General features: G+C 64.1%; 18 protein-coding genes and 1 pseudogene. 2 read left to right on the top strand and 17 right to left on the bottom strand.

The annotated features are described in order from the left end of the window. Positions 1-90 precede the first annotated feature (90 nt). From sucB to OG225_RS42615, 9 genes are all read right to left on the bottom strand, one after another. Positions 91-1,458 carry a 2-oxoglutarate dehydrogenase, E2 component, dihydrolipoamide succinyltransferase gene (gene sucB / locus OG225_RS42655; RefSeq protein WP_331758163.1) on the bottom strand — a complete coding sequence of 456 codons (1,368 nt, stop codon included), beginning with the start codon at positions 1,456-1,458 and terminating at the stop codon, positions 91-93. A 599-nt stretch (positions 1,459-2,057) separates the two neighbouring features. Beyond that, positions 2,058-3,053: an aminoglycoside phosphotransferase family protein gene (locus OG225_RS42650; RefSeq protein WP_331758160.1), complete on the bottom strand. Its 996-nt coding sequence runs from the start codon at positions 3,051-3,053 to the stop codon at positions 2,058-2,060. A gap of 160 nt (positions 3,054-3,213) precedes the next feature. Next, positions 3,214-3,711 carry an ATP-dependent Clp protease proteolytic subunit gene (locus OG225_RS42645; RefSeq protein WP_405183609.1) on the bottom strand — a complete coding sequence of 166 codons (498 nt, stop codon included), beginning with the start codon at positions 3,709-3,711 and terminating at the stop codon, positions 3,214-3,216. A 158-nt stretch (positions 3,712-3,869) separates the two neighbouring features. After that, on the bottom strand, positions 3,870-4,196 hold the full coding sequence (locus OG225_RS42640) for a helix-turn-helix domain-containing protein (protein ID WP_405183608.1): 327 nt from the start codon (positions 4,194-4,196) through the stop codon (positions 3,870-3,872). 516 nt (positions 4,197-4,712) lie between these two features. Beyond that, positions 4,713-5,810, bottom strand: coding sequence for a protein kinase family protein (locus OG225_RS42635; RefSeq protein ID WP_405183607.1), 1,098 nt, complete (start codon positions 5,808-5,810; stop codon positions 4,713-4,715). A 310-nt stretch (positions 5,811-6,120) separates the two neighbouring features. Beyond that, complete coding sequence (locus tag OG225_RS42630; RefSeq protein WP_331758152.1) at positions 6,121-6,888, bottom strand: phosphotransferase; 768 nt, start codon at positions 6,886-6,888, stop codon at positions 6,121-6,123. A gap of 33 nt (positions 6,889-6,921) precedes the next feature. Then, positions 6,922-7,383 (bottom strand): hypothetical protein, encoded by a 462-nt coding sequence (locus OG225_RS42625; protein WP_331758149.1) that lies wholly within the window; start codon positions 7,381-7,383, stop codon positions 6,922-6,924. Further along, positions 7,380-9,530, bottom strand: coding sequence for a site-specific integrase (locus OG225_RS42620; protein WP_331758146.1), 2,151 nt, complete (start codon positions 9,528-9,530; stop codon positions 7,380-7,382). Before OG225_RS42620 ends, OG225_RS42625 begins: the two co-directional genes overlap by 4 nt. Beyond that, on the bottom strand, positions 9,527-10,174 hold the full coding sequence (locus tag OG225_RS42615; protein ID WP_331758143.1) for a hypothetical protein: 648 nt from the start codon (positions 10,172-10,174) through the stop codon (positions 9,527-9,529). Before OG225_RS42615 ends, OG225_RS42620 begins: the two co-directional genes overlap by 4 nt. 283 nt (positions 10,175-10,457) lie before the next feature. Here OG225_RS42615 and OG225_RS42610 point away from each other — a divergent pair, with 283 nt between their 5' ends. Then, entirely contained in the window at positions 10,458-11,078 is a 621-nt protein-coding gene (locus OG225_RS42610) for a hypothetical protein (RefSeq protein ID WP_331758141.1), read from the top strand. A gap of 305 nt (positions 11,079-11,383) precedes the next feature. On the opposite strand, the gene OG225_RS42605 is transcribed toward OG225_RS42610, so the two are convergent. Next, on the bottom strand, positions 11,384-12,886 hold the full coding sequence (locus OG225_RS42605; RefSeq protein WP_405183606.1) for a hypothetical protein: 1,503 nt from the start codon (positions 12,884-12,886) through the stop codon (positions 11,384-11,386). Positions 12,887-13,482: 596 nt separating this feature from the next. Between OG225_RS42605 and OG225_RS42600 the strand changes: the two genes are divergently transcribed. Further along, positions 13,483-14,175 (top strand): hypothetical protein, encoded by a 693-nt coding sequence (locus OG225_RS42600; protein WP_331758136.1) that lies wholly within the window; start codon positions 13,483-13,485, stop codon positions 14,173-14,175. A gap of 491 nt (positions 14,176-14,666) precedes the next feature. Here OG225_RS42600 and OG225_RS42595 read toward each other — a convergent pair whose 3' ends face one another. From OG225_RS42595 to OG225_RS42565, 7 genes and pseudogenes are all read right to left on the bottom strand, one after another. Next, positions 14,667-15,515: a class I SAM-dependent methyltransferase gene (locus tag OG225_RS42595; protein WP_405183605.1), complete on the bottom strand. Its 849-nt coding sequence runs from the start codon at positions 15,513-15,515 to the stop codon at positions 14,667-14,669. Between the two features lie 105 nt (positions 15,516-15,620). After that, the gene (locus tag OG225_RS42590; RefSeq protein ID WP_405183604.1) at positions 15,621-15,902 is read right to left on the bottom strand and encodes a hypothetical protein; all 282 of its coding nucleotides are present in this window, start codon (positions 15,900-15,902) and stop codon (positions 15,621-15,623) included. Positions 15,903-16,270: 368 nt separating this feature from the next. Further along, positions 16,271-16,603: a hypothetical protein gene (locus OG225_RS42585; protein WP_331758128.1), complete on the bottom strand. Its 333-nt coding sequence runs from the start codon at positions 16,601-16,603 to the stop codon at positions 16,271-16,273. Between the two features lie 101 nt (positions 16,604-16,704). Beyond that, the gene (locus tag OG225_RS42580) at positions 16,705-17,478 is read right to left on the bottom strand and encodes a hypothetical protein (RefSeq protein WP_331758125.1); all 774 of its coding nucleotides are present in this window, start codon (positions 17,476-17,478) and stop codon (positions 16,705-16,707) included. A gap of 451 nt (positions 17,479-17,929) precedes the next feature. Further along, positions 17,930-18,760 (bottom strand): Fic/DOC family protein, encoded by an 831-nt coding sequence (locus OG225_RS42575; RefSeq protein WP_405183603.1) that lies wholly within the window; start codon positions 18,758-18,760, stop codon positions 17,930-17,932. A gap of 427 nt (positions 18,761-19,187) precedes the next feature. After that, positions 19,188-19,760, bottom strand: coding sequence for a hypothetical protein (locus OG225_RS42570; RefSeq protein WP_331758120.1), 573 nt, complete (start codon positions 19,758-19,760; stop codon positions 19,188-19,190). Between the two features lie 114 nt (positions 19,761-19,874). After that, positions 19,875-20,246, bottom strand: a pseudogene (locus OG225_RS42565) (TniQ family protein); the annotation flags it as partial. Positions 20,247-20,271: the final 25 nt, after the last annotated feature.

Raw genomic sequence — 20,271 nt, 5'->3', positions numbered from 1 at the left:
GTCTTGGTGTGGAAACCTCAGTCGTACCGGGAGTCCCTCTACATATCCGGCGTCACACGCCAGCCGGTGACCGAGATCTCAGACGCGCTCTTAGAGCCCCAGGTCGGCGTCGAACGCGGCTTCCTCGAGCCGTTGCTTGATGGTGGTGATGAAGCGGCCCGCGTCAGTGGCCTCGAGCAGCTGGCGGTCGTAGGTCAGCGGCAGGTAGGTCATGGAGCGGATGCCGATGTTCTCGTTGCCGTTGTCGGTGATCACCACAGGCTGTTTGACGATCGCGCCGGTGCCGAGCATCGCCGCCTGCGGTGCCTGCAGGATAGGGGTGTCGAACAATGCGCCTTGGCTGCCGATGTTGGTAATCGTGAACGTACTGCCGGTCATCTCGTCGGGTTTGAGGCCGCCGGTGCGGGCCCGGTGGGCGAGGTCGGCGATGGCCCGGGCCAACCCCGCCAGTGACAGGTCGTCGGCATGGTGGATGACTGGCGACAGGAGGCCCTGCTCGGAATCCACCGCGATGCCGAGATGCACGGCCGAGTGGTAGGTGATCTCCTCGGTGTCGGGGTGGTAGGAGGCGTTGATGTTCGGGTGCACGCTCAGCGCCTCGATCGCGGCTTTGGCGAAGAACGGCAGGAAGGTCAGGTTGACTCCCTCGCGCGCGGTGAACGCCGCTTTGGCCCGTGCTCGCAGGGCCACGATCTTGGTGAGGTCGGCCTCGTGTACCTGGGTCGACTGCGCTGTGCTCTGCAGCGATCCCAGCGTCTTGGTTGCGATGATCTGACGGATGCGGCTGGCCTTCTGCGTGCTGCCAGGCAAGCGCCGCTGTTCTGGTCGCCTGCCCGTGGATGCGATGGGGGTCTTCGGTGCTGCGGTGGGTGCGGCCGCGATGGTTGGCGTTGGCGGGATAGCGGGTGTGGTCGGGGCCTGCTGGGCCTCGGCGGCGGCGAGCACGTCCTGTTTGCGGATGCGGCCGCCGACTCCCGATCCGGTGAGGGTGGACAGGTCGAGGTTGTTCTCGGCCGCCAGTTTGCGGACCAGCGGGACCACGAAGGGGAATTCGCCGTCGCCGCAAGGTGCCGGGGCCGGGGTAGCAGCCGGAACCGGTGTAGGAGCCGAGTATGCCAGGGCCGCGGGCCGCGCGGCTGGCGCAGGAGCAGGCGCTTGAGTGGGAGCGGGTGGCTGGGCTGGAGCGGGGGCCGGGGGCGCGGGAACCGGGGCGGTCTCGCTGGACTGGCCAATCACACCCAGTTCGCCGCCGACCTCGACGACATCGTCTTCCAATGCCACGATACTGGTGAGTACACCTGCTGCAGGGGAGGGGATTTCGGTGTCGACCTTGTCGGTGGAGATTTCGAGCAGGGGCTCGTCGAGCTCGACCGTGTCTCCTTCCTGCTTGAGCCATTTGGTTACCGTTCCCTCGGTGACGCTCTCACCAAGGGCTGGCATCTGGACGGAGAAGGCCATGTCCGTTGACTCCTCTGACTGCTCGACGGGGTGTATGACAGTCCGATCTCTCCCGGGGGTGCGCACCGCCCGCAGCACCCACCCGCACGCCACCGAACACTCTGTGTGGCACCGGAGATCGGTGTGGTTCATGTTCCGACTCCCGATCCTTGCACTCGTCACTGTCACGGGCGGCACAGGGCAGGCTGTATGAATCCTTATGAGCCGCAACGCCTAGCTGAATGTGAGCCAACCTCAGCTGTGAACGCCCGCTATGGCTGAAGCCGATTCGTGGCATCGCGTGACACGACGCCACCCCTGACGACAGAATCGGCTGGGCCTGTCTGTTGCGCCAACAAGGAAATGGTGTTGTCGAATCGTGGTCAATCCCGGCCTTCCGAGGACCCGCTGCTCCGCGACCTGCGCCCCCTGTCCGGCCGAGGTCACCCCGACGTGAAAGCTGCGGCCACTCCCAATCGATGAGGCCGACCACTGCGCTGACGGCGAAGCGCGCCGTCAGGTCGGGGCGGGCAGCGCTGTTAATCCGGTAGCGGGTCCTGCGACATCAGGGGGAAGATCGACCGATGCCGAATACGTCTGACGGTCACAGTTGTTTCCCGTCACTGATCCTGTTGCCCAAGAAACTGTTCCAGGTCTCGGTAGGTCGCAGCGAGCGCGTCGGCATCGTGGGTCGGGTCGCGACTGAGTTCCAGCCGTATGGCCACGGTGTGGCGGGCGTGGTAGATCTGTCGGCGCCACCGGGCGTCGGGGCTGTCGTCGAGGCGGCCGTAGCCATCCCAGAACGCGTCGCGTGCGGTACCCGGTTTACGCAGAGCCTTGTAGATCGGCCAGTCGGCTTCGGGGTCGCCCCACCAGGTGCGGTCGTTGTCGACGATCCCGGTGATCGTCGGCGCGTCGGCGCTCTCGGCCAGGATCAGATTCACGATCCACAGGTCACCGTGCAGCAGCCGTGGCGTGCGTATTTGGTCGAGGACCTCGCGATGGCGATCGACCACACCGACCAACTGTGCGGCGTCGGCGCTATCGAGACCGGCGTCATCGAGGTCGGCGACCGCGCACTCGAACCACGCACTCAGCGCTTCGCTCCAACTCGGATAGAGCGGGCCGGCGACTCGCCCGAACCCGGGTCCGCTTACCTCGTGGATTTTTTGGGTCCACCCGCCGATCTGGCGGAAAAAACCTGGCATTCGGGAAGGCTGATAGTTCTTCATCGCCGCGGGAGCGGGGACACCGTCGAGCAAGGTCTGGAACATGTAGTCACGCCCGAGGACGGTATGGGTGAAGTCGATGCCCAGGATCTGTGGCATCAGAGGCGCGATCGGCGCGAGATACGGCACCGTGGCATGTTCGTTGCGCATCAACTCCGGCTCGATCCGGTGCTGGCGTGCTGGAGTGGGAGCCACACGCAGAATCACCGGGCGCTCGGCACCGAGATCGACACGGAAGGTGTTGTTGTACATGCCGTCCGCGATCTCGACCGCCGCGTCGATCCTCGTGCCGACCCCGAAGATCCTGGCGGCCATCGCCTGTAGTTCACGCTCGGTCGGTGGCTGCTGGAACGCCTCAGGACGTCGTTCGATCGGTCGGTAGTCCATCGAGTCCCACTCTAAGCCGCGGCCACCTCGCAGCCGGAAACCTCACCCCACGAAGAGTCCTCGACGTAATTCGTCGGCCGTCTACCGCGACGCCGAGATGATCGGTCGAGCGGTAGACGATCCCCGTGGTCTGGGGGTTGCAGGAGGCGTTGCAGCCTGACTATTCGCGGGTTGCGGGGCCTTCGATCAATCCGTATTCGACAGCGTCGGCCGTGGTGAGTATTCGTTGCTGTGTGAAGTCGTCGCGGATCTGGTCGGCGTCGCGGCCGGTGACTCGGGCCAGTCGGGCGAGTAGTTGGTCCAACATGGCCCGTGCGTGGGCCAGTCGTGGTTCGACACGGCTGATGCTGCCGTCCAGGCGCACCGAGGGTTCTTGCAACACGAACTGGGCACTGCTGTAGCCATAACGGTGCTCGCACGATGCGAGCACTCCCAACGCCGCACCGCCCAGTGATCCGCTCACATAGGCGCTGACCGGTGCTCGAAGCACATCGAGCACGTCGGTGACGGTGCTGGCGTCGGGTAGATCCGCTTCGAGCCCGTACATTTCGAGCCGGATCGGTTCGGCGTTTTCGGCGTCCAGCGTCAGCAATCGAGCGCACAAATCGGTCGCGGTACCAGCGTCGAGGAGTCCGTGCGCGATCACCGTCCGCTGCACCGGTGGGATTTTCGCCGGTTCGATCGGGTGATGGTCGATCCATACATGGGTCGAGGGCGCCGCCGCGGGCTGTGGTTCTGTTCGTCGAGCCGGGTAGAAGTTCGGAAACTCCGACGGCCAAGGTTCCCACCGGGACGTGGGGGTGCTCGTCTGGATTCTCACTGCTGGTCTCCGATCCGATTCGATTCAGTGCTCGTGTTCGTCACTTGCAAGGTGAGGCGGCTGTCGACCGCGGCGGCGTAGCGCTGCAGTGTCGAGGTCCGGACGTCGACGTTGTCGGCCTCCAACCGTGCTACCGCCGACTGTGAGGTGCCCATACGTGCGGCCACTTCGGTCTGCGACAAGCCCGCGTCCCTCCGTCGTTGCGCCAGTTCGGCGATCAGCCGCGCACGATCTTGCGTGATCCTGCGCAACGCCATCTCCCGGAACCCGGGCAGCACAGGCAGAGATTCCTCGTCCGTCGACGGGTCCATCTCCTCGTTCATACCTGAAACGATATCTCATATTAGATATAAACGCATGAGGCTATCGGCGATTTCCATCGGGGCCGATCCGTGTGAGGGGTGTGGTCCGTTCCTTTGGTCCCGCTGTGTGACAAGGCAGAGGTGCAAAGCCGTGTTCGCGGTATGGGTCGATCGGCGTGGTGGCGTTGTGGATTCCGGGCAGGAGTCGGGCTCCGTAGGTGGCGGTTGTCGATCGGGCGGCGGCGGTTGAACCCTGGGAGCAGAATGGTGGAATATTGGGCCGGGGAGGGCCGAACTGTTGTCGCGCGTGGACGCTGGGCCAGCCGGATGGTGCCCATCGGCGAGATGAGGAATGCGTGCTCAGCCAGCCACGGGTAGTGGTGCCAGTGCGGTCGCTCGGTGGTCTTGCTGGGCCGAATCGAGTGCGTGAGCGCCAATTCGCCCGGCGCGGTATTCCGCCGGGCGCTGTAGCTACAGGCAAATTAGGCAGCCCGTTCAACGGAATCAGGACTCCCGGAGGCCGGCTACCGGCTTCTGTCACAGAGGGAACAGGCTGTCGAGCCCGCCGATCCGGCGAATCGCGTCCAGGGGATACGGGGTCTGCCTGCTCTCGAAACGGAACTCGCGGTAGTAGTCGGTCATGACCTCAGCGACCGGTGCGTGGCGGGTGAGGATCGCCGCGATCTGCGACGGAATGCCGGTTGGGGGTTCGCCTCGGGCGCAGGCGCGCACGAACTCGATACGTTTCTCCTGCTTGTGCCCGCAGACGGCGACTACGAGCCATTGCACCAGGTGGGGGATGGAGTAGCAGCGGTCGTAACTCTGGTGGTCTGCGAAGAATTCGGCCTCGTCCTCGGACAGGTCGAACCGGGAGGAGATCGCGAGGCCGTAGTCGGTGAAGAACAACCGCTCCCTGTCGGTGAGGATGTTGTGGAAGTGGCCGTCCATGTGCAGGAGCCCGCGGGCGTTCATGAACGAGATTCCGGCTTCGAGTTCCTTGGCCACCATGGTGCATGCCCGCACGGCGGTCTGATCGTCGGCTTTGACCTGGATGTCGAGCCAGTCGTGCAGGTTGTGCGGGATGTACTCCAGGAACAGTGCGACGCACGCCGAGGCGCCCCGCAGCGCCTCGATCCGGTGGCGTACCTGTGCTCCGCCTCCCCAGTAGGCAACGACTTTCTCCACGTCGGCCAGTTCCTCGGGCAGCGCCTGCCTGGTGAGCGGCAGCACCCGCCAGTGGTACATCAGCGGAAACCCGTCATGGTCCTGTGCGAGCACCCAGTTCGTTGTCATGGTGTGCACGGCCAACTCCCGCCAGGCTCCCCAGCCCGGGCTTCCGGGGACCCCGAGGCCGGGATGGCAGAAGACTGGGAGATCGAAGAGGTTCCCCGTGGATCGGGCGTTGCCCGGTTGCCTTTCCAGATCGGTCAGCGGCAGCCGTTTGACGAAGACCGGGGTCCTGTCGACCTCCAGCAATGCCGAGGTCCCGCCTATGCCGGAACCCAGCGGCGCAGTTGCGTCCACGAGATCGTGTAGTTCGCGATCGCTACGCAGCGCCAACGACGTGGAAACGGCACTGTAGGTAGCCAGACGCGCTCCACGCGACGTATCGATCTTCTCGGCGTTTATCTTCACCAGCCACCGACCTCTCCGCAATACCTGAGTTCGTCCAAAAGGCTCGCGCACCTGCGACGGATAGCGCGGCTGGCCGTCCCTGGTCGAGGGGGCGGCATCCGGGACCTGTCTATGCAGCCCGGTCCGAATACCCTCGGGCATTGGTCGCGGGTGATCAGGGCGCAGACCGCCCCGTTGATCAGCAGGGGCCGTAACTTGCCCCCGCGTGGCACGCGCACCTGTTCGGCCGCCGTCGGCGATTCGGACGGCTTACTCCGGCCGAGCAGGTGGCGTTCGCACTCGAGTCCGAGTAATGCCGTATGCGGCTGCGTCACCGAATGTCTCGTTGCCGTAGGCCTCGCGCCGCCTGTGTCCTGAGTATGTCGACTTCGCAGCCTGGCGCGGTCGGGTCGAAGCCGTGCTCGAGCAGCCAACGGACCCCCAGCAGGCTGCGCAACGACCACCACGCGCAGATCACGTCGAGGTCGACATCGGTGCCGTATCCGGCGATGACTTCTGTGAGGTGCTGCGGGTGTCCGAGGGTCAAGGTGGCGAGGTCGTAGAGGGCATCGCCCTGGGCGGCTTCGGACCAGTCGATGACTCCGGTGACCTGGTCACCGTCGATGAAGACGTGACTGACCTGTAGGTCGCCGTGGGTGAATACCGGCGTCCACGGCCGGAGTGCGACCTCGGCGATCCGGCGGTTGCGTGTGATGACATCGGTGGGAAGGACGCCGTTGTCGACGATCCATACGCATTCGTCGTCGAGCTGGGATGCGAGCTCGTCGAGACTGTGGCCGGGCCATCGAGGTAGCGGCGCCTCATGCAGTGTCCGTGCGGCTGCGTCCGCGGCGGCCCACGCCTGTGCGGACGCTGTCGACGGCTCGCCCAGGTGGCCGAGCGCCGTGCCGGGGAGGCCAGCGAGCGCAAGTACGGGCGGTTTGTGCCAGAGGACCTGTGGAGTCGGGATCGGCGCCAGCGCCATCGCCTCGACCTCGACATCGGTGCGTGTTTGATCGGCGTCGATCTTCAAGAAGATGTCACCGACGCGCACGGTCGCGCGCTCCTGATGGGTAACCACGACCTCGACCTGTTCCACGTCGGCATTATCGCGGGAATGATCGTGCTGGTTCTACCGGAACCGCGTTACCGGCGAGGCTGCAGTGGTGCTGGGCAGTCGAGTGACGCCACGGTCGGCGCGCAGGGCGTCGCGTTCGGCGGTCACATCCGCGAGGTCGTCGGCGAGTTGGGCGATCATGATCGCGTAGGTGCGGCTGAGCTGCTCGAAGTGTTGTCGTTCCTTGCGTGCGGTTCGTAGTCGCGCCTGGAGTTGTTCGAGGTCGTGTTCGGCGATCTGCAGAGGCCGCGATTTGTGTCCTGCGGCTTTGAATTCGGCCTGGTATTTGTCCTTGAGGTGGTGCGGGTATTTGTGGGTGAGTATCCAGCGCTTGATCCCGGCTTCGCGCGCCAGGCTGAGAATGGTCAGTTTGCCGTCGGAGCGCAGCGGTGTTCCGGCGAGCAGTCGATCGGCGGCGGCACACAACTGGTCGCACAACTCTGCCGGAGGTACGGGCTCCGCGGTCGGTCCGGTCATGGTCGGTCGCCGCTCTCGTCGCGAGGATCGCCGTGGTCGGCGAGGATCTTGTCGAGGTGGTCGAGCCGTTGTCGATGGCGAGCGAGCCGGATCGGTGGGCTGGCGGGATCGGCGACCACGAATCGGAGTTCGGTGGCTTCGGCGCGGACGGCGGCGATGTCGATGTCGGTGTGGGCGATGTTGCGGCAGTTCGGGCGGCAGTCGGTGGTGTCGGGGGTGTGGCGGGCGTCGTCGGTGCTCGGCGCGAGTTCGCACAAGGCTGTGGCGGCGTTGAATACGCAGGTCATGCCTTGTCCGGGGTAGATCTGTAGTGAGGGGTTGGCCAGGATCTGTCGGGCTTGGCGGCCTCCGCGGATGACACGTCCGGCGAAGCGGGCACTGCCACCGTCGACTCGTGATCGGTAGCCGTCGGCGGCGGGACCACTGATGTGTTCTCCGGCGCTGAGGCGGCGTTCGGCTTCGTCGAGTTCGTCGAGGCGGGCCAGCCATCGTTCGAACGCCAGGTCGTCGGGGAAGCCGGACGCGTAGTTGCCGCCATAGCCTTGGGTGATCTGAACGTGGAGGTGCCCGTACTGGATCGCTGCGGCGACGAGCCCGCGGGGGCGGCGACAGATGAACCAGGCCAGGGTCCGCCGCAACTGTGATGGCGCGAGTGCCCGAGGCGGTGCCGCGATGGTGTCGGTGCGGTCGTGGTCTCGGCAGTAGGCGTTGACCCAGGAGATGAAACGCGCCAAGTCCCTGGTGATCTCGGCACCGGTGCGGGCACCGTCACGGTCGTGGGGTTGGCGCGTCCATACCAGCCGCGACGGAAACAATATCGCGGTGTCGGTCAGGCGCTCCAGGGCAGTGATCGCGCGGGCGACAGGTTCGATGACAACCCACGGATCCTCACGATACTGCCCTTCGGGGATTTTCGTGCCGTCGGCGTCGGTGGCGTTCTTCCACTTGCGGCCCCGTAGAAGCCACATACGGGTCACTGAATCCTTTGTGACGCAGCCACGTTCGAGGCTGAGCACCTCACCGGGGCGCATTCCCGACAGGTAGGCGATGACGATGAAGCACGCGGCATACAGCGCGTGGACCATGTCCTGGACCTGTTCGTAGTCGATCCGGGACAGCCAGGTACGACCGTCGAGCAGCCCGCTCGGTCGATAGAACAGATAAGGGGCGTCGGCGCCGGGCAGTCCCGCGGCCAGTATCGCCGTATGGTGCGGGCCGGCGCGTTCGAGGTTCTGATAGTTGATGCCGGTCAATCGCCCCAGATGTGGCCAATGCGGCTCGTAGCTGCCATCGGTGGATCGTCTGCCGGGCAATGGTTCTCCGCTGATCCGGTAGTCGCGCAACAGAGTCTCGATGCGTTCGACGGATTCGTCGAAGTTCGTCTTGCGCATCGACATGGGTGTGGTCGGGAACGTCGGACGCGAGCGACCGACCAAGGTGCGGTACTCGGACAGTGCGGCGGTGATGTCGACGCTGAAGTCTTCGACGAATCGCAGTGCCCAGCAGAGCAACTGACTCATCGTGGTCTCGGGGATTCGAGGTGTTCGGTTCTCGGCCGGGCGCTGGGGTGTGCCGATCAGATAGCGGGTCTCCTTCCCGTGCCAGGGCGGTTGCGGTGGCAGTCGCGCTTCGGCCGGGAGCGCCTCGCGCATCGCCCACAATCGACGAACCGCTTGGAGTGCGTCGGAGCGTTGCCCCTTGCTCATCGGCGCCTCACGAATCGCGTCGAGGAAGCGGTCGAGATCGGTCGTGGTGACCGCTTCCAACGATGCGATCTGGTGCTGGTCGAGCCAATCGAACAACAGCCGCAGCATCCGCAGCTGGCTGCGCATCGTCGCCACGGAGAGCCGGCCTTTGAAGCTCGCGCGACGCAAGACCGTCACGTCGTGATCGCCGTTGAGCTCGAGCCACACATAGATCTTCGCGATCTGTCGATACGAGGACGGGACGAGCGTGAAGTTCAAACTCAGTGAACCGTAGTGCTTCTCGTGGATGCCGGGATCGAGCTTCCAGCGGTCGTCAGCGAAGCATGACAGGTCGTTGGGGTGGGTGTCGGCGCGAAGTGCGCGGTTGAGCAGCACCGGTGTGTCGGGATCGAGAATGTAGCCGCCTGCGCGCAACACCGCGGGTCGGATTGGTCGGGTCATCGATGATCCAATTCCTTGTCGAACAGTCGCGCCACCAGCTCGCGTTGGGTGGGGCCGATCTCGGTGCGGGCGCGGTCGACCGCGGCGGTTCCGGCGGTGGTGAGCAGGTTGTCGAGCTGGCTGAAGGGGTAGGCGAAGCGCTGTGCCCATCGCAGCGCCGTCATCTGGGTCCGACGCTGGTCGAGCAGATCGTGGGCGGCGATCTGAACAGGCAGGTGATGGGGCAGGGCACGCGCGCACGGGCAGTCCAAGCATTTGAGAAACGACGCTGTGCAGGGTCGACCGGATACGGTGTGGGGGCTGTTGAGGTTGTCGGTGCAGCCGGCCAATACCGTGTCCGCGTCGCGCGCCACCAATAGTCGTAGCACGGCCTCGCTGACACCGAAGCGTGCCGCGACCACCCCTGGCTCCCGCGCAGCCTGCTCGAGATCCTCGACGCTCAATTGCGCGATCGCGCCCAGCGAACGTGCCTTGCCCGCCTCGCTGGTCAGGACGTCTGCGACCAGTTGCTGGTAGTCGGAGATGGCGGTTGCGATCTCGACGCAGGTAGGTGTCGGCCAGGGTGGTCGTGGTGTGCGCGATCGGCCGCTGTTCGCGCTCGGCGTGGGTGGCCCGCAGCCGGGCCAGTGACACTCCGAGCACATCGGTTCGACCGTCTGTGTCAGGGTCGGCCTCGAGCGCTATGTCTATGCCCCAGTTCGAAACCAGTGTCGCGTGTCCGGGTGTTCGAAACCCTCTGGCGCTGGTCCTGTTCCAATAGACGAACAGCCGATCAGTGCCCAGAATTCGGCGGGCTGAGCCTGTCAGCTCATGCAGGAGCATGTACACGCCGAAGGGTGTATGTAGTTCATCGAACGCCGACAGCGTCTCGTCGGCGCGGGCGCCGACGCCGGCCCATACCGGCAGATCGGCCAAGGCCGCGGTCATATGACTGCGGCGGCCTCGTCGAGGCTTGACCAGGTCGACCTGGACGGTCGCGACCGGGCCCGCGTACCCGTCGGGACGATGGTGCGTCGCAGGCGCGTTGTAGATGGTCGAGCCATTCTGTCCCGTCAAACGAACCAGCAGAACCGCGAACGCGGCAACCTCACGCCAGTCCAGATGCACCGCTGTATAGACCGCACGCACGCCGCCGTGGCGGGCCATGCACTGCATGATCGCCTCGGACTTCAACGCGTCCACCTCGTCGCCACGATCGATGCGATCGATCAGTGCGCAGTACTCGGCACGAACCGGATCACCGAGAAGTTCCGCGTCACCAGCACGCCAACGCCGCAGCACATCGAGATTGGAATGAATCCGAACCCCAGCACGACGCACCACGTCACGAGCAGCGCCGACGATACGAGCCTCCTCCGACCGGCTGTAGCTGGAACGAGCATCGAAGCCCCCGCGATGCACCGGAACCCGCTGCGCACATTTGGCCATGAACGCCGGGGGCAACCCGTCAACATTGGCCAACAGAGACCGCAGAACCCCGACATTCATCCCGGACGAGGCCAGCGAAGCCCGCCGTATCAGAAACTCATCCAGGTGCGACGGGCGTAGATCCGCCGTCGACTTCGGCGGAAACTCGCGCGCGGCAAGAACCTCGCAGAACCTCCGCAGACACGCGAAGGTGTTGCTCGCCGAGCCTACTGCCTTCACCCGCCCCTCCGGCCCGGTATGCACCTCGAAAGCGCGAGCGAACGCCACTCGAAGTTCCCAACAAACCGGCAATGTCGTGAAGTCGAAATCGACTGTCGTGCCATCGGTCTCGGCGATGAACCGAACCAAGCACAGTCCATCGTCGAGAAGCAGTCGCTGTGGCGGTCGATAGCCTGGATCCGGCATCGCCGCACGGCGTCCCCCGCTCATTCGACAGCGCCCACGGGATCGGTGAGAACCCGTGCCTCGTTACGGAACAGACTGTGCATGAGCTTCGGAATCGACTCCTCGGCCGCGTGCATCAGCAGCAACTCGATGCTCAGCGAGCGAAAAGGCTCCAAATAGGTTTGCCGGGTCGAGCGTTGATCGGCGTGGCCGAGCATCATCTGCACCAGATCCCAGGTATCACCGAACTGTTCACGAAAGTCGCTGGTCTCCCGCTCGGACAGATGCGCCACCCGCGACTGATAGACCAACCGGCCCACCGAGAACCACCGCAGAGCGAAACTGTGCCGCAACATGTGCGGCGCACCGGCAAACCCTGCCAGCCCCTGACCGCCCAAGCGTCGATTCGCCTGGGCGAAGCTGTGCTCCCAGCCATGCGGATCACGGGGGAGCCCGTCCTCGTTCAACCACACCGCCGCCGGTTCGATACCGTCAGGGCTCTGTATCAACAGCCGCCGCCGCACCGCAGGGTCCAGTGCGTCGAGAGAGACCTCCGAGTGCATGCCGTCGGGGCGGCGCAAACGTAGCCGACGCGCGGCCGACACCGAGACGATCACGCTCGCGTTGCCCAGACGCAGATACCGATCCGCGCGCCGTGCTCGACGTACCGCTCTGGCTCGCTCGCCCTCGACGTAGCCGAGCACCTCCACCAGCGTCCGACGCGACATCCAGTAGTCGCGAGGCCGCCCACCTTTCGCGCATTCGGCAGCCAACCGGCACGTGGCGTAAACGCGTCGCGGATCATCGGCGGGCAACTCCAGCATCAGCAGCGAACCCATCTCCGTCAACCGCAGCCCCGTCCCGTACAGGGCATCGGCAAACGCGCCATCACGTTGAGAATTACGGCCCCGGAAGCTCGGATCCTCGCCACCGTCGACACCGAAGCCCATCAAACCGACATCGCGGTAGCGCCGGTAGCCGTCCGGATCGAACCACTTGACGTTACGATCCCTGATGCCCGTCGGTGATGTCACCGGTTCCACGCCGCGCCCACCGCGGCGCGGACGGATTTTGATCGGATTGCCTACCCCGAACTCCCCATCGGCCCATTTGTAGAACAGTCGCAGCGCGATCAGATCATGTTCATAGGTCCCCGGCGCGACCCGACTGGGGTTGCGTTCATCGGTCAACCGCCACACCTTGAACGCCGACTGGGTGTGACGATCGGCTCGGTCCCACGAAACACCGTAAACAGCACAGAAATTCAGCCAGACCAGAAGGCTGTAGGCGTACTTGCGCCATGTCGTGCGGCTCGCCCCGCCCAGTTCGTCACTGACGAACCACCGATTGATCCGCACATCCGGCACGTTCCGAGGACCGACGAACACCGGTTGTCCGGCCCTCAAGCGATGCGTCGCCCGTGCCAGAACGACGCTGTAGCGCGCCACCACCGGATCCAGCCGCACCGTAGGCGAAACCGCGACAGCGCGGTGAAAATACAGACTCCAACCACTCGCGTGGCCCGCCTCAGGCGTCGTGTCCACTTGAACCCCAATCCTCGACCACTGACTCCCGTTGCCCAGCGCGTGGCCGAGCCTCAGGGTGAAAAGTCAGTACAGAGAACGCATTACAACACGATAGGACTCGCTAGAGAACGTCGCCGGTTTGGGCGGTAACGAGAATGAGGTTCGAGAGATCGGGCAACAGTGCGGGGTGTCGAGATGCTGGATCGAGGATCGTTCGCACGACCCAAGCTGTCGAATCGGCGCCCATTCATCTCCCGCGTGTGTCGAGATGTGGCGGTTGACAGCCTGATTCTCGGTTCGGCGTCCGCGTCCACGAAGAGAAATGCTCACATCTAACGTCGGTCGCTGCATCCAGACGGAGCCTCAGAAGCGTTGCAACAGCGTCGAATCGGGGAGGGCTGCGGGTGTGGAAGGAGCACGGGCGTGTGACTTGGCGCTACGCGGCGACCATCGAGATTCGTCGATACCACAGCCCGGGCACAGACAGATCGTAAAGAATTGGTCGTATGCCGGACCCGACGCCTTCACCCCCCTCGTCAACGCCTTCACCTCCGTCCTCGCCGCCGGCTTCTACACCTTGGTGGAAGAACAGCACCGTCCTGGGGGTCGCTGGATTGATCGGAGTAGTAGCTGCTGTTCTCGCCCTATTCCGCGACACCATTGATTTTAAGATCGGCCCGGCGGCGGATACACCAAACGCCGCGTCAATATCTACCGCGAATCCAGCACCCAGTGCGGGCGACAACTCTGATAACTATGGCTGGGGTCCAATGAGGGAAATGTACACCCGCAAGGAGGCATCTCCTACTGCGGTGTTCAATAGCATAGTTGACAATCCTGTTTGGGGTGACGAGCGGAATTATGTGCGTTGCCGCATCATGAACGATCCGAATAGAGATTTCGTCGACGAGGTGGCAATCCGGGATGACACCGAACTCTCTGTCGTTGTTTTTATAGACGATTCCAGTGTGCGTGCAGACCAGGCGATAAGAGGGGCGCGCATGGATCTTCTAATCGATCCTAATCCTTCCATTAATCCCGCATTGAATGTGTTTCTGACAGGAGATAACGTCATTCGAGAATGGAATGGATGCAAGATACTTTCAGCCAGTCCGACCACGCTATCGTATATTCCAGGAACCGCTTTTCTGAATATTTATGGAACACCGCCTATCGCGGTTATGGATTCCGTCATTCGTGGTGATACATTACTGCCGGGAGTGCGGGGTAATGCGGAAGGCGTTATCGGAGGAGATCCTCAAATCTACGGCTATATCGAATTTCGCGTGCAGGCATTCGTGGATTAGGTTCGATTCTCTCGGACTTCAGTCATCCGATGACCGGACTAAGGCCGTCCCGTAACTGATCAGGAATCGGCGCGTGTAGTCGCTTCCCATTGTCGCGGCCCTTGCCTCGACATAGTGCCCCTCTTCACGGATTCCCGTGTTCCTCACGAGCAACGCGGTGAGATCCAGCCCATCGATTAGGTCCGCCTGACTAGAACGTCGAATCGGTTGGTGGCGAGGTTGCGCCGATGCAGCCGCCAAATATTAGGCAGCACGGAAAAGTAGTGGTCACGTCGCACGAGAGGAGATGGTTACGCCACAGTTCCCGTCCCAGTGGCAATCGGTAACCATCGGCCCAGCAACAAGCGGGAATCAGGCAAAGACCTAACCCGTAGGACGCCACCACTGGCACCGTGCCGTCGAGGGAAGGCGTGGTGGGGTCGACGGGAAAGGCGATTTCGAACAGTCCGTCGAAGTTGGTCATTGCTCATCCCGGATGTATCGGTAATTCCCTAGGACGCAACCCTTTCGGATGCGGCGCGGGTCGGCAGATATGCGGTGGGTCGACGGGCGCGGAGGAACACGCTGTCGACCTGTGTGCCGGAGGCGGCGAATGAGTTGGACGACAGTTCCTCGTAATCGCCGTGTGCGGTGATGAGTTCACGCATCGCGCGGTATTTGCGGTCGGTTCGGAAGGTGTAGTTTCCGGGGGCGATGGCCAGGAGTTGTCCGCCGTCGATCAGTAGGTCCCATGCGGCGTACAGGTGATCCATCCACGCTGTCGGCCGTCCTGGAAGCGCGAAGGGAGGGTTCATCACCACGACCGCGAACTGCCGAGACGCGGTTGCGGCGAACTGTTCGAAACTCGAAACCACGACCGTTACCCGAGGGTCGCGCCCGATCGCGGCGGCGCGTTCGTGATCGGGTTCCACGGCGGTGACGTGCACGTCCGGGTTTGCTTCGAGGATCGCCCGTACGAGCGCACCATCGCCTGCGGAGGGCTCGAGGACATGCGCGCCGGCTTCGAGAGCGGCGAGGCCGGAGTGCGCACCCGCGGTGACGTGCCTGGCCAGTCCCTCGGGCGTGGCGAAGAACGCCTCCAGAACTTTTCTGTCGGTGTTGGGTGTCTTGCCGGTCGCCATAGTGGCCGCGATGATCTCGGCGGGGTCGTCGTTGGGGAAAACGTGGGCCTGTTCTCGGCGGCTCCAACGTCCGCCCATGGTCTCGATGACGCTGTTGACCTTCTTGTAATCTGCGGGGCTCAACTGCTTCGGAAGAAACAGTCTGTTTTCCTCGATTCGTGACTGGGCCAGGATGTTGAGCGCGAACTCGGGCACTGTCACGGATGTTCTGACAGCCATTGGGGATCGCCTTTCGGGCAGATTTGACAGCGACAAGGAGAGGGTTCAGTGGTTCGCGTACTGGGCGCGTGAGATTCGGATTTGACCAAGTTCGAATGGCGGCGATCAGGGTCCGGTTTCGATGATGATTTCCAGGTCGTCGACGGGTATCGCGATGTCGGTGTCGCCGCCGCCGTGCTTGTGATGCACGTCGACGTAGCAGGCCCGGCACACGATGCCGGACAGCGAATCGATGCTGCCTTTGCCGCTGGCGTGGCAGCAGGGCGTCAGGACCATGCTGCTGTCGGTGCCGAACTTGATGATGATGCAGCCTTGGGCATCGAGGCCGAGGATTTCATCGACGCTATCGAAGGTCGCGGGCAGTTTCAGTATCGTCTTCTTTCGCACCTTCAATTTCTTTCTGGGAGTGTGAGATTGAGCCCGGATGAACGGGCAGGGGGCCGAGGTCGGGCGGGTGGGGAGTGAGGCGATCGCGTTGGAGTAGGCGATGTCGAAACGGCGGTCCACGTGGTTGGCGACGGCGTGGCCGGTGCCGAGTTCGTAGACCCCGACCGACCAGTTGCTGTCGATCTGTTCGGTGTGGCTGCCGATGAGGCAGTCCTGGCCGTTGGTGGCGAAGATCTCGTGTTTGTCGTCGAGGGGGCGCCACCAGTCCGGTGCTGTCGTGACCGTCGTCGGTCCAGCAGATGTGTGGTGTGCGCGTGGGCGCGCAGGAACTCGAGTTCGCGCGTGTACGGCTGGCCCAGTTCGCGCAATTAGTCCGCGGGGGTGGGTCGATTCAGCGCGCGGGTCTGGAAGTAGTCGAGCAACGCGTGCAGGGCGTTTCGGGCACCGTCGGGGTATCGGTGCGGGTCAGCCTGTGCGCGGACGATGCTCGCCGCGTCGAGCAGCCACTGGGTGTCTTGGACCAGCCGAACGGAATCGGCGACATCGATCCCGCCGCCCCAGTTCTCGAGCGGGGTGTCGATTTGCGCGAACGCCGCAGCGAGGACGCGGGATTCGGGTTCGGTGAGGGCGTGGTCTTCGTCTCGGCAGGCCGCGAGGACGCGGGCGAGATCGGTGTCGAGATCGTCGAGAGAATCATGCATCGTCAGGGGCCTCTGCAGTGTCGGTGGCCGGGATGGACCGGTGTGGACGACGACGCACACCCCGGGAGGTCGCGCCTGGATCGTGTGGATCGACGTGTCGGTCAAAACGACAGGGACTTGACGATGTCCAGGCGGTAGCCGATGGCGGTCATCTGGATGTGCAGCGGAGTCGATTGTTCGGCTGTGGCGGGTGGCTGTTGCTCGATCCACAGGCGATGCACGGCACGCTCGCGTCCGCTGGCGGTGCGGATCTTGTAGCCGGGTTGGGTGTCGGTGCCGTCGGGCAGGACCGCGCAGACTTCGTTGTGGGCGGAGTCCCACACGAAGTACGCGGGAGTCGAGGGTGGAGGTGGTTGGTTGGGGGCGACGACGGAGTACGGCATCTGCGCCCGGCCGCGGTCTTCGGAGGCGTTGTTCCAGCCCCGCCCGTAGAAGGTCGCGAGCTTGTGTACATCGTCGGGGTCGGCGGCGAGGATGCGCTGTGCCACAGCGGGGTTGGACAGGGGAGAGGGATGCAGGACACCGGAGTCGAATGCTTTCCGGCCCAGTGCCTCCCATTCCAGTTCCTCGGCCGCGGAGGCGGCGGCGGGGTCTGTTGCGGCGGGTTCGGCCGCGGGCGGGCTTGGCGGGTCGGATGGGCGGTCGGTGGCGAGCAGTTCGGCGAATTCGGCGGCCTGCGCGGCGGGAACGGCGAACTCGAACTGGAAGGGGTCGCGGCGGACATCGACGAGAACGGTGATATCGCCCAGTTGGACCGTGATCGTTTGGTCGCCCGGGGTGTAGGACGCGCCAAGTAGTGCTGCCACGTCGGCGGCGTGCCCGGCGGAGCCAGCGGTGGACCGGTGGCGTGATGTCGGTGGATCGATGGTTTCCATACGGTGTTCCTGACCGCGGTCGTTCGGAGTATCGCCGAGGACTCGTGTGTGTTCGAGGGACAGGGGGAAGTGCGCAGGGCGCAACGAAGCGGCGCGGCGGTATCCACCGACGATCGGGCGACGGCACAGACGCCCACCGACTCCCGGTGGGCCCGGAAGTGTCGACGGTGCGCGGGCCGCATCACGCGGGGCAGCGGTCAGGTGTCGATGGTGGTGTGGCTCGCGAGGGCCTGTCGCGGTAGCCCAGGTCGAAGAACTACCCGGACACAGGTTCGACCCGGTTCGGGCAGTCGGTGGACGGGCGCTCCGTGGATGCGGTGCAATGCGCGGCGATCGGTGCTGGTGACCGTCATCTAGTCGAATCTTCGAAATCCGCTATGCGCGAGAGATGCTCAGGAATTGCGACGGCAGACAACCGAATCGACGCACGGCCGTCTCGTGTCACGTGGGCTCAGTCGCCGATCTCGGGTACGTGTTCGGTTCGGGCGGCGGTTTCGGTGGCAGCGGGGGTGTGGTCGAGCTGGTGGGCAGGTGTCGGTGATGTCAGGCCGGCGGCGTCGATCGCCTCGCCGATCTGCTGTCCCGCAGTGTTCTCCCGGCTGCTTCCCACGGTGACCGCGATATCGCCGCTACCGAGGTGGTTCATCTCGATTCCTATATCGGCGCGTGGGACGGTCATGGCGGCGATCACGGAGGCTAGCGGGCTGTAGTCCACAGGCAGCAGGTCAGGTTCCGGGTGTGCGTCGTAGTGGGCCAGCCGCCACGCCGTGGGGTCGACGAGGTTGTAGTCGAGCTCGAATCGGGCCTGCGAGATCAGCCGATCGAGGAAGAGCCTGGTACTGCGACCATTGCCCTCGCGAAACGGGTGAGCCCAGTTCAGCGCCATCGACGTCTTCGCGACGTTGTCGACGAATTCGGATTCGTCGAGTTGTGCCCAGTCGATCGACCGAGCACTCGAGGTGATCCCGTCGACGAATTCGGCTACATGTTCGGGCATGAGGAAGTTCTGGCCGTGGCGGCTCATGTCCACGTCCCGCAGTCGGCCCGCCCACGGATAGACCTTGGCGAACAGGTGAGCGTGAATTTCCTGTAGCTCGGTGCGATCGCCGGTGTGTGCGATGTCGACCAGCCCGCAGGCGATTTCGAGCGAACGTCGCGCGGTCTCGTGGTATTCGCGTCGTCGGAGTTCGGCGGGGTCGCGGGTGCGGTAGAGGTTGGCCAGGATCGGTGTGCCGTCGACCGATTCCCACAGCAGCGAGTCCCAGCGTTGGGCGGCGCTCATCCGTGTACGGTCGAGCACGTCCTCGGGCGGGGCAGTGTGCGGGCCTACGACCCGGATGCTCTGTTCTGGCTCGTCGACCATGTGGACCCGAATCTGTTGTGGCCGGGCATAACCCATCGAGTGTGCCCAAACTTCGGCAGCGCGGCCACCACCCGCCAAGTGCGGGAAGGTCTGGATGGTTTCACCCTGTGAGTCTCCATTCTAGATTTCACTACCCAGCATCTTGACCTGCGCAGTGAAATCTATGCTTCGCGACCGCGAGCCGGAGACGCGTCACTGTAGATTTCACTGGCACCAACCCTGCGGTCGCCTTGTTGGAAGGTCGCCGACCACGTGCTGTCAGTCCCAGCCAACGAAGCCAAGTCGCGCAATGTGGACCAACCTGGCCGCACGATGCCGACAGAGTCTCCTGCGCCAGCGGTGACTGCTAGGCGCTAAGTGGCGAGTAGGGCCACTCTTCACGGTTAACGATGGGGGCCCATATCGGCTCGTCGAACGGTCCCGGGTCGTAGTTCAGGCCATGCGCGCTGAACGCCGTCCCGAGGCGATGACGACCGGGCTCTGGACGAGTTAGTGCTTCGGTCGCTTTCCTCAGTTGTGCACCGGCAGCGTCGCAGATCCATCGAATCTGCTCATCGAGATCGGGTGCGAATACGATCGAGCACGCAATCCGCATCAACGCACTCAGCAGCAGTCGCTCCTCGCCGTCGGGCACGCCTGTCCCGTGAGCCCGCAGATCCCATGCCCCGGCGACGGTATCCCGATGCCGACAGAACTTCTCGAACACCTCGCGTACCGCCAAGTCGGCGTTGTGCACCATCGAGGGGCGGCCGACCTCGGCCATCAAGTCGACCATCCAACGCACCTCGCGAAATCGCCGGTACGCCGTACCGGCGGCCTCGGGGCGGTCCTCACCGAGAAGATCGAGGACACGGGACTGACATGCGGCAAGGAACCCATCCTCAAATTCCGCAGCGTCCAACGCGGTGACAGTCTGCATGCACGGCGCCTCACCAGCGGATGCAGAACTTCCACACCGCCACCGTGTGGCGCTGGCTCGAGCTGTTGGGTGCAGTCCTGCGCCGCACGGACATCTGGGGACCAAGTACCTTTTATGTTTCCGACATCCAACGGTCAGGGTGAACTTCCAGGCGAGCTGCCAGCGTCCACCGGTCTCGGCGACGCATTGCGCGCAAGCAGCACTTTCGTGGAACTGAAAGGCTGGCACCCCCATAAATCGCGTCCGACGAACGCTGGATACGTGCTCCGTACGCAGGATGCTCGCAATCGTCATCGCCCGGATAACCTTCTCTTCGAGGCCCGTCCGTACGGCGACGTGCCCTTCTGTCGGTGAGTCAACGATCGCGCGGTGAAGTCCAACCGTTGCCGGCCTGGTTAGGCCCAACGATTCAGCCGCAGCGAGCCTACTGAGATCGAGTGCCGCCGCTACCTCGTCGACCCAGCTCAGCATGGATTCGCCAGGCAACGGGATCGGGCAGTAGGCAAGCTGA

It is taken from the genome of Nocardia sp. NBC_01377 (assembly GCF_045040005.1).
Taxonomy (GTDB): Bacteria; Actinomycetota; Actinomycetes; order Mycobacteriales; family Mycobacteriaceae; genus Nocardia; species Nocardia noduli.
The sequence above is the reverse complement of the archived record's forward strand: the minus strand, read 5'-3'. Positions and strand labels throughout refer to the sequence as shown.

Bases quoted from the DNA above. Each gene is read 5' to 3' on its own strand.
- sucB (WP_331758163.1), bottom strand. From the start codon at position 1,458: ATGGCCTTCTCCGTCCAGATGCCAGCCCTTGGTGAGAGCGTCACCGAG.
- OG225_RS42650 (WP_331758160.1), bottom strand. From the start codon at position 3,053: ATGGACTACCGACCGATCGAACGACGTCCTGAGGCGTTCCAGCAGCCA.
- OG225_RS42640 (WP_405183608.1), bottom strand. From the start codon at position 4,196: ATGAACGAGGAGATGGACCCGTCGACGGACGAGGAATCTCTGCCTGTG.
- OG225_RS42625 (WP_331758149.1), bottom strand. From the start codon at position 7,383: ATGACCGGACCGACCGCGGAGCCCGTACCTCCGGCAGAGTTGTGCGAC.
- OG225_RS42620 (WP_331758146.1), bottom strand. From the start codon at position 9,530: ATGACCCGACCAATCCGACCCGCGGTGTTGCGCGCAGGCGGCTACATT.
- OG225_RS42615 (WP_331758143.1), bottom strand. From the start codon at position 10,174: ATGTGCTCGGAGTGTCACTGGCCCGGCTGCGGGCCACCCACGCCGAGC.
- OG225_RS42610 (WP_331758141.1), top strand. From the start codon at position 10,458: ATGACTGCGGCGGCCTCGTCGAGGCTTGACCAGGTCGACCTGGACGGT.
- OG225_RS42595 (WP_405183605.1), bottom strand. From the start codon at position 15,515: ATGGCTGTCAGAACATCCGTGACAGTGCCCGAGTTCGCGCTCAACATC.
- OG225_RS42585 (WP_331758128.1), bottom strand. From the start codon at position 16,603: ATGCATGATTCTCTCGACGATCTCGACACCGATCTCGCCCGCGTCCTC.
- OG225_RS42580 (WP_331758125.1), bottom strand. From the start codon at position 17,478: ATGGAAACCATCGATCCACCGACATCACGCCACCGGTCCACCGCTGGC.
- OG225_RS42575 (WP_405183603.1), bottom strand. From the start codon at position 18,760: ATGAGCGCCGCCCAACGCTGGGACTCGCTGCTGTGGGAATCGGTCGAC.
- OG225_RS42570 (WP_331758120.1), bottom strand. From the start codon at position 19,760: ATGCAGACTGTCACCGCGTTGGACGCTGCGGAATTTGAGGATGGGTTC.